Raw genomic sequence first — 15565 nt, 5'->3', positions numbered from 1 at the left:
ACATGGCTAACGATAAAGTTGAGGATCTGCTGAAATACGCAGGAATTAGTCCCAAACCTAAGGATTTTGATCTGTATTGGGATAGAGCAATTAAGGAATTAGATGCACAGCCGATGGATTATGAATTGGTGGAAGCTGATTTTCAGACCCCGCTTGCAGCGTGTTACCATCTGTATTTTACCGGTGTCGGTGGTGCGAGAGTACATGCGAAGTATGTTAAGCCTAGGCATTCTGATGGGAAAGGACCGGGTCTGGCACTGTTTCACGGATATCATTCTGGAAGCGGAGACTGGTTTGATAAGGTAACCTATGCAGCCCATGGAATCACTGTAATCGCCATGGATTGCCGCGGACAGGGTGGACTTTCTCAGGATAACCTGACCGCGAAGGGAACGACTCTTAAGGGTCATATTATCCGTGGGATTGATGAAGAAGATCCAGACAAGCTGTATTACCGTAATGTATTTCTTGATTTAGTGCACACCGTCCGGATCTTAAAGTCTATGTCACAGGTTGACGAGGACAAAATTTCTGTTCACGGCTGCTCTCAAGGCGGCGCTTTGACTGTTGCCTGTGCAGCGCTGGAACCGTCAGTCAAGCTTGCAATACCAGTCTACCCATTCTTGAGCGATTACAAGAAAGCTTGGGAAATGGATATTATGACTTCGGCCTACGAGGAGATTGCATACTATTTTCGATTTATGGATCCGCTGCACACGCGGCAGGAAGAAGTGTTCCATAAGCTGGGCTATATTGATATCCAGAATCTCGCGGACCGTATTCAGGCAAAAGTGGTGTTCGCTACGGGATTAGCTGATTCGGTGTGCCCGCCATATACGCAGTTTGCTACTTATAACAAGATAAAGTCTGAGAAAGAACTTGTCGTTTACCATGAATATGGTCATGAATATTTGCCTTATTTGAGCGACCGTGTATTACAGGAGGTCTTGAAGCTGTAATCAGGGCTCGTGAGAGCATGGCTACAGGGGGAGCAAAATGAAGGATATTTCTAAAGTAGAGAAAAAAAATGCCCTTACACAGCTTAAGCATATGAGAGTTCATCCGTCTAAATCTGTTGGGGCCCGTCTTTTTATTATCTATTTTCTTTCCACGCTTGTCTTTGTGTTTAGTTTAGGACTGATTTCGTATCAAATGTCGAAAAGCACGATTCAAAACAATGCCACGGTTAGCAATCAGCAAACGGTGAATCAGACGGCGGAAAAGCTGGAACTTGTCCTCAAACGTTATGAAGATTCGCTTCAACCATCTCTTTTTAGTAAAGAAGTACAGGATTTGGTCAGGCGAGGATCACTGGAAAGTACGGACGCTAGCCAGCATATCGTCATCAAACAAAAGTTGACAGAAGCTCTGGGCAACTGGGTGTTCTCGAACTCCGGAGTTGTTGGTGTTGCCTTGATTCCTCAGGTTGACGTTATGCCGAATATGACGAGTGGGATGGTAAGTGATGAATTTCTGAGAGATGTAAGGCAAGCTGCCTGGTTTACAGAGGCGATGGATGCTAAGCAGTCGCTTTGGATGTCGGATGATGGCAGTACGGAAGAAGCCGGTCCATCAACGCTGTTCCGGCTTGCAAAAGCACTACCGGGGCAGGCAGGGAAAAGCTATGTAATCGTCGCTGATATAAAAAGCTCTATCCTGACCGAGGAATTAAAAAAAATAAATATGGATGGGAAATCAGTGGTCCAGCTCGTTTCACCCAGTCAGAGACTAATTGCCACATCCTCTGATGAAGGACAAGACGGATATGGTCAGGTTCTGAGTGATATGCAGGCTGAGTTGGAGAAAGGCAGTTTCGAGGGGAAAGATACGTCCGGAAATGAAGTTCTGACCGTTTACAGCACATTAGGCGCAGCCAAGTGGAAGCTGATGAGTGTCATTCCATTGGATGAATTGATGAAGGATGCGAATAAGATTTTGCTGACTACATATTTGTCCGTACTGATTGTTACCTTAATTGCTATTGCCATTGGGATCTGGATGGCTAGAACCATTGCCGGCCCTCTCGTGAAGATGAAGGGTCTCATGAATGAAGCTTCTAAAGGGAATCTAAAGGTCAGAATGGAAGAGCGGAGCAGGGACGAGATCGGTGACTTATCCATCTCATTTAACGAGATGATGGGGCAGATTACCGGACTTGTCCATCAGACAAATCAGACGGCGATAGAGGTGCTGGAAACTGCACAGGAACTGAGTGAAGCATCGCGTAGGACAGCCGACTCCGCTAAAGAAATCGCCGCAGCGACAGAACAGATTGCGAGTGGAGCTTCAGATCTCGCTGGGAGAGCAGACAAAGGCAACGATTTAGCAGATCGTATGTCCATGCAAATCCATCAGTTTATTGAAGTGAACCGTCAGATGGAAGATGCGGCTATAAATGTGGGCCATTCCAGTGGACACGGTATTGAGCGGCTGGATGCACTGGAACTGAAGACCGATCATACAGGTCAACAAATAGGAGCGCTTGTTACACGCGTGAATGGTCTGAAAGAAACAACTTTTTCTGTCCTTAAAATTTTGCAAGTGATGCAGAATATCACCAAGCAAACGAATATTTTGTCATTAAACGCTGCGATTGAAGCTGCAAGAGCCGGAACGGCTGGAAAGGGCTTTATGGTTGTTGCCGATGAAATACGCGGATTGGCCAATCAGTCCAACCAGTCTATCGACATGGTTACCGGGATTGCAGATGAAATTATGAGTGAGATGAATGAGACAGTTGCTGTTTTATCTGAGGTGACGCCGTTATTCATCGGACAAAGGGATGCCGTGAAGGAAACGAACGGAATTTTCTACTCTGTGCAAGAACAGATGCAGAGTTTTATCGAGCGTTTGGAATCTGTCACCGCATCGATTGACCAGTTAAACAACTCTCAGTCCGTGCTTACAGAAGCTATGGTAAGCGTAAGTGCCGTGGCGCAGCAGTCTTCCGTGACTTCGGAAGAAGTAGCTTCTCTTAGTGGAGAACTGCAAGATGTCAGTCATCTATTGGTTGAGTTGTCAGGAAAACTGGAGCTCGCTTCAGCTCACCTCAAAGAGAAGCTTACGTTGTTCAAACTATAAGAAAGAAGATTGAAAGGAGGTGAGTAAAGCTTATCCGATTAGTGACTCATGTAATTAGGAAGAGAAAATCGTAATCAGAGGTGAAGAATATGAGCAAATTCAAAAAGAAAACGACTGCACTTTTAGCTATTGTCTTATCTGCATCGCTTACTTTCCCTGCTTCGTTGCAAGCAAGTACTGTTCTTGTTGGAGCATCAACACAGCAGGGGGCAGAGCATGAGAGCAGAGCTCACTGGGCTCAGGCAAGTATTGATAAATGGATTGGCCATGGGGTGGTTCAGGGATATAGCGATGGTTCCTTCCGTCCTAACCAAAAGATAACTCGAGCCGAGTTAGTGACTATAATTAACCGTCTCTTTGCCTTCTATGATAAGTCGGATATCAAATTTTCGGATATTTCTGACTCTGCTTGGTATGCAGAAGCTTTAAGCATCGCTAAGAAAGCGGGATATTATGAAGGGTTCCCTGGAAACTTGTCCAAAGCAACAGAGCAAGTTACAAGGCAGGATGTCGCTAGCTTAATTGCAAAGGCATTTACACTGAAAAATGATAGCGCATACAATAAACTTCCTTTTACTGATGAATCCAAAATCAGTGACTATGCTCGTGACGCGGTTACAGCGCTAAGTGACGTTATCTCCGGCTATCCAGATGGTACGTTCCGCCCTACTGAAAATATGACACGAGCCGAGCTGGTGAAGGTTATCGATCGCTTGGTGGCACAGATCTACAATAAGACAGGCGCTACCACGAATGGATCGCTTGAAGGAAATGTCATTATTAATCAAAGCGGTGTGGCCCTGAAAGATACTACGATTTCCGGAAATCTATACTTGGCTCCAGGCATTGCAGACGGTGACGCGAGCCTGGATCATGTGACGGTTAAAGGAACTACGTATGTATCAGGGGGTGGTCAACAATCTATACATATTACAGACTCTAGCCTTTCAAAGGTTATTGTTCAACGGGCTGAAGGTAAGATTCGCGTCGTTGTGTCTGGGACATCAACATTCGGCGAAACTTCTGTAAATACAGCGACCGATCTCGTGTTGGAGAAAGGTTCTGCACTCTCTAGCTTATTGATTGGCAGCGGTGCTGCTGGCTCGGCGCTGGACATTCGGGGGGCGGCTGGAGAAATAACTGTACAGGCCAGCGATGTTAGCGTTAATGGTCAGGCTGTAATTAAAGGCGGAGTCTATGCTTTTAAGGATGGCAAGCTCGAAGCGGTTACTCCTTCGGCAGGAGGCGGATCTGGCAATGCTGGCTCTGGTAGTGGCGGGTCAGGTGGATCAGCCGGGTCAGGTGGAACGGGAGGATCGGATGGTTCAGGAAATTCGGGAACTGATACGGGGACTCCTGGTGTCACCGCTGTAAATTTGGTGGATTCCAAGGCAACAGCTGAAACGAAGTCTTTGTTTGCATTCCTGAATGAAACGCGTGGCAAAGCCGTGTTGTTCGGCCACCAGCATGATACTACCGTTTCTTTTGCCGGGAAGGATGATCAGGGCAATGTTATCTCCGATGTGAAGAATTCGGTTGGTGATTATCCAGCAGTATTCGGTTGGGATACGCTCAGCTTGGATGGGCATGAGACTCCTCCAGGAGTTGAAGGGAATTATGAAGCGAGTCGCCTCGGATTGTCGGCAGCGATGAAGCATGCCTATGAGCTGGGCGGAATCGTAACTTTAAGTACGCATCCATACAATTTTGCAACCGGAGGCGACTTCAATGATACCAGTAATACGCCTGGTGCGGAGCAGTCAGTCGTAACCCGTATTTTACCTGGCGGAGACAAGAATGCAGCGTTTCGGGAATACCTGGACCGGATTGCTTCTTTTGCTAACCAGTTGAAAGACGATGACGGTAAGTTAATTCCTGTTCTATTCCGTCCGTTCCATGAGCAGAACGGAAGCTGGTTCTGGTGGGGAGCAGCAACGACCACGAAGAGTGAATACGTTGAATTATACCGTTATACTGTCGAGTATTTACGTGACGTCAAAAATGTACGTAACTTCCTGTATGTTTACTCGCCGAACGGTTCATTCAACGGAAATGAAAGCCAGTATTTGACCACTTATCCGGGTGATGAGTTTGTTGATATTCTGGGCATGGACCAGTATGACAACAAGGATAATGCCGGAAGTGAAGCGTTCCTGAACGGATTAGTCAAGGATTTGAAAATGATCTCCTTGCTGGCGGACAAAAAAGCGAAAATTGCTACTTTTTCAGAGTATGGCTATAGTGCTCAAGGAATGGAGACTACGGGTAACAATGAAAAAGAGTGGTTCACTAAAATTACAGATGCCATTAAGAGTGATCCGGATGCCAAGAGAATTGCCTATATGCTGACGTGGGCTAACTTCGGTGAAGGCAACAATCTCTTCGTTCCGTATAAGGATGTTGAAGGAAAGGGCAGTCATGAATTGCTAGAGGACTTCATCAACTTTTATAATGACCCTTATACTTCATTTGTAGAAGAGTTAAAAGGGAAAAACGTCTACGGAAGATCAGTGAACTCAGCTTCCGAGCAGCCGTTTATGCATATCGTGACTCCAACCAATATTGGTACGGCAAGCGAATCACCTACCGTAATCAGAGCAAAAGTACTTCATACAGCTCCGACAAAGGTTACTTACAGCATCGGTCAGAATGGACCTGAGGCTGACATGACTCTGGATAACGACGGTTATTATTCGGCGCCTTGGATACCGGAGGCGGAGTTGAACGGTAAGTCCGCTGAGATTAAGGTACGTGCATATCTGGCTGGTGGAACGCTACTAGAGCAAACGATATCTGTATTTGTGAAGGTGCGTGAGGTTGAAGTAAAGCAGTTTACCTTCGATACGGCTGAAAGTTTGGAGATGATCGAGAGTAACGGCACTTATCCTGATGGTATTGAGATGGCTCTGAATCATAGCAAGTTAGGCGGAGATGGGAAGCTTGAGCTTCAGGTCTCAGAAGGTTTAACTGCTGATGAGACATGGCAGGAATTAAAGCTTCAGCTAACTGACAAAGCATTGGAAGGAGTCAACTTGACCACGGTCAAGCGGCTCAAGCTGTCGGCGCTGATTCCAGCATCACTTGCAAGCGAGGGGGCAGCGATTCAGGCGGTTGCCATGTATCCGGGAACTGAGGAACATAAATACGGTACTGATACGAAGAAAACGTTGGCGGAATTGGAGCAGGTGACGGTTTCAGGAGCTACTTATTACAAATACGAGCCTGTCATCGAATTGGATGATGCCATAGCTGCATCCAAGGCAACCGGTCTAGCGATCTCTCTGGTGGGCAGTGGTTTACAGGCTGAGAGCCCAGTTTCCATCTATATTGATCAAATCGGCTTGTATAATGCCTACACAGCACCGATTCTTGATACAAGCCTGGTAGACGACTTTGAATCCTACGGTGGATCAAGTGATGCTCTAGCGGCTAAATATCCGAAAGCAGGCGGCGATGATGTGAGCATATCCCTTAGCCCGGATCAGAAGCTTTCCGGTGATTACGGGATGCAGCTAGAGTATGGAATCAACACGGCCGGTTATACGGGCATAGGCAAAAGCCTCGGCACAGTAGATTGGTCGGATAGCAACGCGCTTCATATGTGGGTAACAACAGACAATGGTAACGCGTATGCTAAAGAGGGCAAACCGCTCAAGCTGGTTATCCAAATCAACATGAACGGCACTGCTTATGAAGCTTACCCGGTACTGGAATCTTCGAAGGAGTATGAGTTGACGATTCCATTTAGTGAGTTCGTTGTGGCACCTTGGAGCTCAGGCGGGCCGGTTTCTAAGGAAAGTCTAAGTAAAGTAACGAACTTTAATATTTATATCAATGCTATGGACCAGGGCAGTCATCAAGGGGTTCTGCACTTTGACGATATTCGAGCTGTGCACGATGATAGTATTCCTGACCTTCCGGATAACAGCGGAGGACAGGGAGGTACAGAACCAGGTGTTCTGTACGAGTTCAAGTCCGTTTCGGATATGGATGGCTGGAAGATAGCAAACAACACTGCTGCAGCGAAGGATCCGGTATTTGACAATGGAGAGGGGACACTTCGTGTCGAATTTTCATTAATCAGTACAGGAAACAAGCCGAATGGTGCATCAAATGAAGAATTCGAGCTTGTAAAAACACCTTCCGGGTTAAATCTGACAGGTCTGTCGAGTATTTCAGCAGACGTAAAGCTAAGCACAGGAACCGCGAAAGCTCGTCTTTTCATAAAAAGCGGAGACTGGGTCTGGGTTGACAGCGATATGCTAGACATCGACTCAAGTGGCTACAAAACGTTGTCTATCTCCTTGCCGGAAGCGTTCCAGGAAGAGGGAGCAAAAGGATCTGATCTGAAGGATATCAAAGTCATTGGCATCAAGATCGAGGGGATCAGTAATGACGGAGGAACCGCTAAACTGCATCTGAAGAACATAACTTTAAATGCAGCTAATGAGTAAGGAACTTTAACTCATGACAGTTGACCGTTACCAATCAGTATAATTTGTAGATGCTTGGAATTGGGGATAGAGAAGTAATCACAAAGAGACGTCCAGCATGTCCGAAAAGGACAGAGAGGACGTCTCTTTGTTCGTTCGCAGTAAAGCATAGGAAAATGCTTGCTTACCACAAACATAGAGGCGGTATCTCCACCCTAAGTGAAGGATACCGCCTCTTTTTAATTGAATGAATGCTTATTTCAGTACGCCATATGCTTTCATTTCTTTAAGCAGCTTCTCCGCAAGCATCAGGTAGTTGTCCCAAGCAGTATTGCGAGTGGTGTACCCAGACTTGCCATAGTCGCCTGTGTTCTCAATAGCTGGCAGGTCGGTCAGGTCAAGCATATCTTGTGTTTTGAGTACTTTTTCTTTCAACGCATCCATCTGAACGTTAAAGCCGATGCGGGAAGGCTCATCGTAATCCACACTTTCATACTTGGATTGTCTGTAGAACTGCTTCAATTTAGGCTCTTCGATTTCATCTGGTGTATCTGCAAAAATTTCGTCATAGCGCAGGTCGATAATCTTGCTATCTTCAACGACAACCTGCAAACGACCTGTTAAGCCACCGCCCAGTTCTTCCGCAATGCCGTAGTATTTTTGGGCAGATGCTTTTTCAAGCGACGGAGCGAGCTCCTCTGCCATCGGTACCATGGACTGCAATACACTGTTGGACGCACCGGATACGGTATCGACTTCAGCTGTGAGGCTTTGTGCCTCTAGCATTTGCTCTTCTGCTTTTAGAACACCTTGAATCCAAGCGGCACCTTTAGCTTCACCCATAGAGAAGTTATAAGCAGACCAGCGTTTAGATACATTCTGGTAGTAACGGTTGTAGTAGTTTGGACGTGTCATCTCGTTGAATTCGATATGAACGAGCTTATCGCCTTCTTTGACCACTTCCAAGATTCCTAAGTGACCTTGTCTAAAACGTTCTTCGATCTTATAGTAATCGCCCTTGATCAGCCCTAGTTTCGGTTGAGCAGTCCACTCGAGATCTGTCATTTCTACGGCTTTTACAGAAGAACCGGATGTGGAATCGGTTTTGTCGCTAGCATTAGCGTTAGCATTTGTATTGGTATTAGCATTTGCCTCCGTTTTGGAAGGTTCTGCTTGCGCGTTTTCTTTCGAGTTGGAACAACCTGTGAACATTGAAATTGCCATTATTGCTGCGAGCATTGTTATTGCGAACTTTATTCGTTTGGATTTTAAAGTCATGATGTCCCCCTGATATATGTATGTTAAGATTTACTGCCCTCAATTTGAAGCATTCAAACTGGGCAAAGTTAATGTACCTTATATTAAAAAAATATTAAGTGATTTTTTTCACTAACCAAAAATTCAAATATTTTCTATAAAAAAGCAAAAGAAAAGACCTCCCTAATAAATAAGGAAGCCTTCTATTTAATGGTACTAGATATGTCGATCAATATGAGTTTCGTGTGCGCGACTGTACTGCGGGACGCTTACGCCAAAACAGCGATAGTGCGAGCTTTGCGCACCATAAAGCAAACACCAGAAACAACAGAGACCATATCCATGCGGGCAGCATCGTTGTGTATGCTAGGTTCGCAGCATCTCCTGCTCCGCTTGGTTGACGGAAGGAGTAGACCAGGAGCGAAAAAGGCCCCATGACCGATTCCTCCAAAGAGAGGAAGGCGAGGAGAAGATAATAGGCGTTCCGAATGTGTGTTCCAAGAAAGTAAAAGACGAGTGTAATGACGATAAAGATGGTGAGCCAGATCAGACCGTAGCCATTACGTACGAATAACAGGATCATGAGCAAGGCGATCCCTGAAATAAGTAACAAGCCTTCTCCTTGCTTGCGTTTGGCATAGCCATAAAACATCAGCACGGCGAATAAAGAGGCGGATAAATAACCAGACACAGAGACCAGAGTCGTCCTCCATCCGGGTGCAAGAACGGAAAGAGTTGTGCCGCTGTGATCGGGATTTAATGCGATACTGAGTACACGTCCTGACAGCATCAATGTGGTGACGGCATGCCCAAGTTCATGAATCATCGTGTCCATAATGCGGAACCAAGAGGAGAAGGGGATGAACCGGGTTAGAGTAGCTGCCAGAGCGAGATACAAAATCGTTTTGAGCCATTTATTCATAGCAGAGTTCCTTTCGGATAAAGTTCTCTTAAGCTAAAAGAGTAAGCCCTGAATATATTATGCACGCTTATAAACAGGGAAAAGCTGTTTGTTCAAGAGCAGCAGACAGTACACCTTTTCCTATGATAAAATGGAACATACGTTCCTTTGATGACGGTAAAACTTTTTCTAATAGTAGTATAGATGGCAGACCATAAATTGTAAAAGAAACGGCTTTATAAAAGAACGGGAATGGTATAATTGGTGGAGTGATGGAGGTGCAAATCAATGGAATATTTCAGAAAAAATAATGAAATGAACATAGATAACATCCGGCATACCATCGTGCAAGGTAACCATATCCGGTTCGCTGAGTATGAGCTGGGCGGCGAAGAGAAGAATACGCTAATTCCGCCGAGAAAACCGGTAACGTCCCGAGATGAAATACGTAACGAGGCTGTGGTCCAAGGGGATCCTTCTGCAGTTGAGCTTTCGATGGACGATTTGAACTTTTGGGATCAAAAAGAACCTAATCGCTCGTCTGTTCCAAGCACACCATCCTATTCATCGAATAGTACGCAGAACTCCCCGAATTCCTCCGAGTATTCATCCTATGAGGGTGTGCGCTATTATTCTCGGGAGCAACAATTTGTCATGAGAGCTCGGGAGCTGGCATGGCATGTGGAGCCGGAGCACCCTTTTGTACCTTTTAAGAGTTACTGGCCTACTTACGATAATATGTCTTCCGAACAATATAAATGGTATTTCCATTGGCGGGAGGAAGTGCGGTCGGGCCGATATCCAGACACTGACTTATCGTATTTGTTTCTATATATGTATGAGCTGATCAACGGGATTGGTTGGAGTAATCCTATGCAAGGATGGCAGCTGCTAAACAAGGTATGGAATGCATACCGGCAGCGATATTCGAAACTGGATACGTATACGAGAGAATGGCTGTTTGATTTTTCATTAATTCATGGGCTGGATATGCCAATCACGGAAACTTACAACCGCATACCGCGCAGCTTGTCCAGTGAGCTGAAGGAGCTGGAGTGGTTGCGGATTTTTTCCACTGAACCACTAATGCTGAACTGGGATTTACTCATTGACCTGATAGACTATGAACCGGATAAGAGTCGGTTCTATCAGGAAGGTGGACGCAAAGACATAAGGAAATATGGACCGAAAGTGATCGCTCTCGTGGATGCTTATCTTGGCAAAACCAAAGGTCAACGTCTCCTTGATCGATTCAGGCCGCGAGAAAAGATGACAGAGAGATATGTGTTTCGCAGTGCTGTATATGACTATGATATATATGGGCGTACCGCTTCGGTTATGACGCTGCCGATCAGCTCGCATGTTCCGCTTCGCCATTATATTACGCAGCTGTTCCGAATGATGGAGAATAAGCTACGGGAGTTGCGCGGATTTAAGGGAAGGCTGCGCGGGATTGAGGTGGAGCCGGAGATCGAGGAGCTGGTAACACGGTTTTTGAAGAAGGAATTGCAGCCTCCGGATGATCCGAAAGAAAAGGCTCTTCCAGAAGTGCGGATCGATCGTGCGAAGCTGCGGCGTATCCAGCAAGAATCGGATGATGTTCGAGATATGCTGCTGTTGGATGAATCGGAACTAGGGCTGCAATCTCAAGGATTACAAGGATCAGAACAAGCGGATATCTCAGCAAATTCCAAAAAATCTACGCAGAAAACACAGGCTCAGCACGCGCCGCTTCAGATGGATATATTTGAAGTTAGCCTTATTGAAGATGACGTTATAATCGATACTTTGTCCGATGATATACCATTGGACGAAGTTACGGAGTGGACGTTGCCGATGAAATCCGTTGTGAACGATGGAAATCCGGAGGGGGATGGAGCTCGTTCCATGATGAGTGCAGGTAAGGACGATGAAGTATCTAGTCAGTCCTCTCTTACAGAAACAACAATAGTCGCCGGTACGGATGATGAGTCTCTGCCAACCATCAAAGGGGCAATTACGGATGTTGTTTGGGACACTGATGCTTTGGATGAAGAGTGGCGTGAGCTGGCAGCGCTGTTGAAATTCGAACATCTGGAAGTATTGTATGCGCTGAAGACAGGTCCAGACCTAGCCGCGCTTCATGCGGCAGCAGAACGAGCTGGCTCGATGCCAGCACTGCTTATAGATGAGATTAATGAAGCTGCGATGGAGACCATTGGTGATCTGTTAATCGACGGTGAGACCATCGTGGATGAATATATAATGATGCTTGATCCATTGAAGAGGTGATCAAACGATGAAAGAACTAAAAATACCGAAACGGCTGACTACCGCACTGGTCAATTCTTTAACGGCTGGGGTAGTGCCGCGGATCGGACTAGAGCATATCGCGGTCGGTCGCAAGCCGGAAGTGGAAGCAATTTTGCGCGATATGGACAACATTGCCGAAGGTGGAGCAGCCTTTAAACTGATTACGGGACGCTATGGCAGCGGGAAAAGCTTTCTTCTCCAAATCATTCGTAATTACGCGATGGATCGGGAGTTTGTAGTGGCTGATGCAGACTTGTCACCTGAACGGAGACTGGTTGGCACCAAGGGCCAAGGACTCGCTACCTATCGAGAGTTAATGACACATCTCTCGACGCGTACTCGCCCGGATGGCGGAGCGCTGGAGATGATTTTGCAAAAATGGATTGCGGCGCTTCAGCAGGAGATTATGCAAGAGTCGGGGCTTCGTCCGGGTGATGCAGCTCTGAACGAACAGGTGGAGCTGCGGATTTATGCGGTAACGAACAGCATGCAGAACCTGGTGCACGGGTTTGATTTTGCTAAAGTTCTTGCAGCGTACTGGAACAGTTACAAGATAGGTGATGATGACCGTAAGCAGGCTGCTCTTCGCTGGCTGCGTGGGGAATACCCAACTAAAACAGAAGCGCGCAAAGATCTTGGTGTTGGTGTCATTATTGATGATGATAGCTGGTACGACTATATGAAGCTGTGGTCGGAATTTACGGCGGCCATAGGTTATAAAGGGCTGCTGTTATTCATCGATGAAGGCGTCAATTTGTATAAAATCACGAACTCGATCTCTCGTCAGAGTAACTATGAGAAGCTGCTGACGATGTTTAACGACACTATGCAAGGCAAGGCAGAGCATTTAGGCATCTTTATGGGCGGTACACCTCAATTCGTGGAGGACGAGCGGCGTGGTCTATTCAGCTATGATGCACTGCGTTCCCGTCTGATTGACGGCCGTTATAACAGCATTGGATTGAAGACCTATACTTCGCCTATTCTGAAGCTGGACATGCTCTCGTATGAGGAAATACTCATCTTGCTGCAAAAGCTGAGGGACATCCATGCCCTGCACTTTCAATATGAGGCTGTACTCACCGATGAACAGCTCATTTCATTTATGCAAAATGCCGTCTCACGCCTAGGCGCGGAGGAGCTACTTACGACCCGTGAGGTCGTCCGTGACTTTATGGATCTTCTGCATACGCTGCATCAGCATCCAGACACGTCATTTGAGCATTTGCTCGGTGAAATGGCTGTGCAGCCCGCGTCTAAGGATGGGGGGAATACAGCAGAGGATTCCGATGATATGGGCGACTTCCTCGCGGAGTTTGAACTATGAACATGAACCCATTCTCAAGACTTGCGCCGTTTATTCAGGAATATATATACCGGAAACAATGGGATACGTTGCGGGAAGCACAAGTGGATGCTTGCAGGGTTCTATTCGATACGCCGAACCACTTGCTGATCGCTTCAGGTACGGCATCGGGTAAGACGGAGGCTGCATTCTTCCCGGCTCTTACACAGCTGTACGAGAGCCCTTCTTCCTCGGTTGGTATTCTGTACATTGGGCCGCTAAAGGCACTTATCAATGACCAGTTTGAGCGCATTCGTGAGCTATTACGAGAGGGTGAGGTTCCCGTCTGGCATTGGCACGGGGATGTCTCTCAGGCTGAGAAGACCAAGCTGATGAAAAAGCCTTCTGGCGTCCTCCAGATTACGCCCGAGTCTCTGGAAGGGCTGCTTATGAACCGGCCGAATGCGATACCGGCATTGTTTCAAGATCTTCGGTACGTGATTATTGATGAGGTTCACGCCTTTATGGGCGCGGACCGGGGCATTCAGGTACTGAGTCAGCTGACACGGATCGAACGGATGGCATCCTGTTCGCCCCGGCGAATTGGATTGTCCGCAACACTTAGCGATTATGAGACCGCAGCCGGCTGGCTTGCCGCCGGAACGAGGTATCCCGTTGAGGTGGTGTCTCCTCAGGGTGGACGGAAGCTGCGACTGAGCGTAGAGCATTTCTCCTTTCCTGATGCACGGGATGAGAAGCAGGCCGAGCAGCTGGAGCATGCACGCAAGGCATATTATGATTTTGTGTATGACCATACGCATCTGAAAAAAGCGCTCATCTTCACCAACTCTCGTTCGGATGCGGAACTGACCACGCTGGAGATGAGGCGAATTGCCGCGAAGCGTGAGCAGCGGGATGTATTCCACGTCCATCACGGTAGCATCTCGGCTATGCTGCGTGAAGAAACAGAAGCAGCTCTGCGAAGCGGCCCCGGTCCGGCGGTTGCTGCTGCCACGCTCACCCTTGAGCTTGGCATCGATCTCGGGGAGCTGGAGCGGGTTGTTCAGCTTGGGGCACCCTATAGCTGTTCCAGCTTTGTGCAGCGCCTTGGGCGTTCGGGGCGCCGGGGACAGGCATCGGAGATGATGTTCTTATGCCCGGAGGAAGAGGATGAACAAGCGCAACTGCCAGCACGAATGCCTTGGACGCTGCTGCGAGCGATCGCGGTTATTGAACTGTATGTACGGGATAAATGGGTTGAACCGCTAACATTGCGGGAAAAACCGATGGGTCTGTTATATCACCAGACGATGAGTATTCTCAAAAGCTTGGGAGAGGCTGAGCCTGCTGAATTGGCCCGGGCGGTGTTGACGCTGCCTGCCTTTCGCGGGATTGAACCTGAAGAATATCGGATTTTCCTCAATTATCTGTTACAGACTGACCATATTCAGCGCACAGATGAGGGCCCGCTTATTATCGGTCTGACGGGAGAGCGCATCGTGAATAACTTCCGTTTCTATGCTGTCTTCAAGGATGATGAGGAGCATGTCGTTTATAACGGCTCTGAGGAGATCGGTTCGATTACTACGGTGCCGCCTCCCGGTTACTGCTTCTCACTGGCCGGCAAGCTGTGGAAGGTGGAAGAAGTGGATACGAAGCATAAGGCATTGTATGTTAAATCCGCGAGAGGGAAGGTCGATACGTTGTGGCTTGGTGCAGGCGGTGACGTGCACACCCGTGTTGTTCGTAAGATGCGTGAGGTGCTCGCAGACAGCACGCTGTATCCATATTTAGCGCCAGGAGCTGTAAATCGATTGGGACGGGCTCGGCGTCTGGCCCGAGAGAGTGGACTGCTGAAGAGTGTCGTCATCCCAGCAGGAGGCGATTCCATGTTCATATTGCCATGGGCAGGCAGTAAACAATTTCGTACGCTGGAACGTCTGCTGAAGCATAATTTGACGGACCGTCTGGCTCTTCGTTCGATCGTGCCGATGGAGCCCTATTATATGGTCGTCTCGGGCAAGACGGATGCGAACCAGATGATGAATGAAATCATGTCCGAGCTGAGCGAATGTGAGGCTGCAGGTCCAGAGGCACTGCTGGATCCAGATGAAGCTCCCTACCTCGGTAAGTATGATGAGTTTGTAGCGCCTGAGCTAATTCGAACCGCGTTTGCGATCGATGGGCTTGATCTGGAAGGATTGGCCGGGGCGTTAAAGGAGTAGCTTCTTCCACGAAGCATCAGTAGAGCACGGGGATCATAATAAATCCCTGTGCTTTTTTTATCAAAAACGATTAACCCTTTCAAAATTGGTT

The 15565-nt window shown here is 47.4% G+C and carries 8 protein-coding genes; 6 read left to right on the top strand and 2 right to left on the bottom strand.

Annotated elements, in window-relative coordinates; genetic code table 11:
• The first annotated feature begins 2 nt into the window (after window positions 1–2).
• The 3 genes from ACFQV5_RS09555 (at window position 3) to ACFQV5_RS09545 (ending at window position 7535) form a co-directional block, all read left to right on the top strand.
• A complete protein-coding gene (locus tag ACFQV5_RS09555) occupies window positions 3–959 on the top strand; it encodes an acetylxylan esterase (protein WP_379246042.1) in 957 nt (318 codons plus the stop codon).
• A 37-nt stretch (window positions 960–996) separates the two neighbouring features.
• A complete protein-coding gene (locus tag ACFQV5_RS09550; protein WP_379246040.1) occupies window positions 997–3081 on the top strand; it encodes a methyl-accepting chemotaxis protein in 2085 nt (694 codons plus the stop codon).
• Between the two features lie 89 nt (window positions 3082–3170).
• Window positions 3171–7535 carry a glycosyl hydrolase gene (locus tag ACFQV5_RS09545; RefSeq protein ID WP_379246038.1) on the top strand — a complete coding sequence of 1455 codons (4365 nt, stop codon included), beginning with the start codon at window positions 3171–3173 and terminating at the stop codon, window positions 7533–7535.
• 234 nt (window positions 7536–7769) lie between these two features.
• On the opposite strand, the gene ACFQV5_RS09540 is transcribed toward ACFQV5_RS09545, so the two are convergent.
• Together ACFQV5_RS09540 and ACFQV5_RS09535 are read right to left on the bottom strand one after the other, a co-directional pair.
• Window positions 7770–8792 (bottom strand): hypothetical protein, encoded by a 1023-nt coding sequence (locus ACFQV5_RS09540; protein ID WP_379246036.1) that lies wholly within the window; start codon window positions 8790–8792, stop codon window positions 7770–7772.
• Between the two features lie 208 nt (window positions 8793–9000).
• Complete coding sequence (locus ACFQV5_RS09535) at window positions 9001–9693, bottom strand: M50 family metallopeptidase (RefSeq protein WP_379246034.1); 693 nt, start codon at window positions 9691–9693, stop codon at window positions 9001–9003.
• 267 nt (window positions 9694–9960) lie between these two features.
• On the opposite strand from ACFQV5_RS09535, the gene ACFQV5_RS09530 reads away from it, so the two are divergent.
• From ACFQV5_RS09530 to ACFQV5_RS09520, 3 genes are read left to right on the top strand one after another with little or no spacing between them, the layout of a single operon-like run.
• Window positions 9961–11943, top strand: a complete 1983-nt coding sequence (locus tag ACFQV5_RS09530) for a TerB N-terminal domain-containing protein (protein WP_379246032.1) — start codon at window positions 9961–9963, stop codon at window positions 11941–11943.
• A gap of 7 nt (window positions 11944–11950) precedes the next feature.
• Window positions 11951–13291: an ATP-binding protein gene (locus ACFQV5_RS09525; RefSeq protein ID WP_379246030.1), complete on the top strand. Its 1341-nt coding sequence runs from the start codon at window positions 11951–11953 to the stop codon at window positions 13289–13291.
• Window positions 13288–15474, top strand: coding sequence for a DEAD/DEAH box helicase (locus ACFQV5_RS09520; RefSeq protein ID WP_379246028.1), 2187 nt, complete (start codon window positions 13288–13290; stop codon window positions 15472–15474). Before ACFQV5_RS09525 ends, ACFQV5_RS09520 begins: the two co-directional genes overlap by 4 nt.
• Window positions 15475–15565 lie beyond the last annotated feature (91 nt).

The organism is Paenibacillus sp. GCM10028914, assembly GCF_042666275.1.
In the GTDB taxonomy this organism is placed as follows: domain Bacteria; phylum Bacillota; class Bacilli; order Paenibacillales; family Paenibacillaceae; genus Paenibacillus_AQ.
Note: the sequence above shows the minus strand (reverse complement) of the source record. Positions and strands in the feature narration are given on the sequence as shown.

What these genes read in the sequence shown, in the direction of transcription:
- ACFQV5_RS09555 (WP_379246042.1), top strand. Translation starts at nt 3, where the DNA reads ATGGCTAACGATAAAGTTGAGGATCTGCTGAAATACGCAGGAATTAGT.
- ACFQV5_RS09550 (WP_379246040.1), top strand. Translation starts at nt 997, where the DNA reads ATGAAGGATATTTCTAAAGTAGAGAAAAAAAATGCCCTTACACAGCTT.
- ACFQV5_RS09545 (WP_379246038.1), top strand. Translation starts at nt 3,171, where the DNA reads ATGAGCAAATTCAAAAAGAAAACGACTGCACTTTTAGCTATTGTCTTA.
- ACFQV5_RS09525 (WP_379246030.1), top strand. Translation starts at nt 11,951, where the DNA reads ATGAAAGAACTAAAAATACCGAAACGGCTGACTACCGCACTGGTCAAT.
- ACFQV5_RS09535 (WP_379246034.1), bottom strand. Translation starts at nt 9,693, where the DNA reads ATGAATAAATGGCTCAAAACGATTTTGTATCTCGCTCTGGCAGCTACT.
- ACFQV5_RS09520 (WP_379246028.1), top strand. Translation starts at nt 13,288, where the DNA reads ATGAACATGAACCCATTCTCAAGACTTGCGCCGTTTATTCAGGAATAT.
- ACFQV5_RS09540 (WP_379246036.1), bottom strand. Translation starts at nt 8,792, where the DNA reads ATGACTTTAAAATCCAAACGAATAAAGTTCGCAATAACAATGCTCGCA.
- ACFQV5_RS09530 (WP_379246032.1), top strand. Translation starts at nt 9,961, where the DNA reads ATGGAATATTTCAGAAAAAATAATGAAATGAACATAGATAACATCCGG.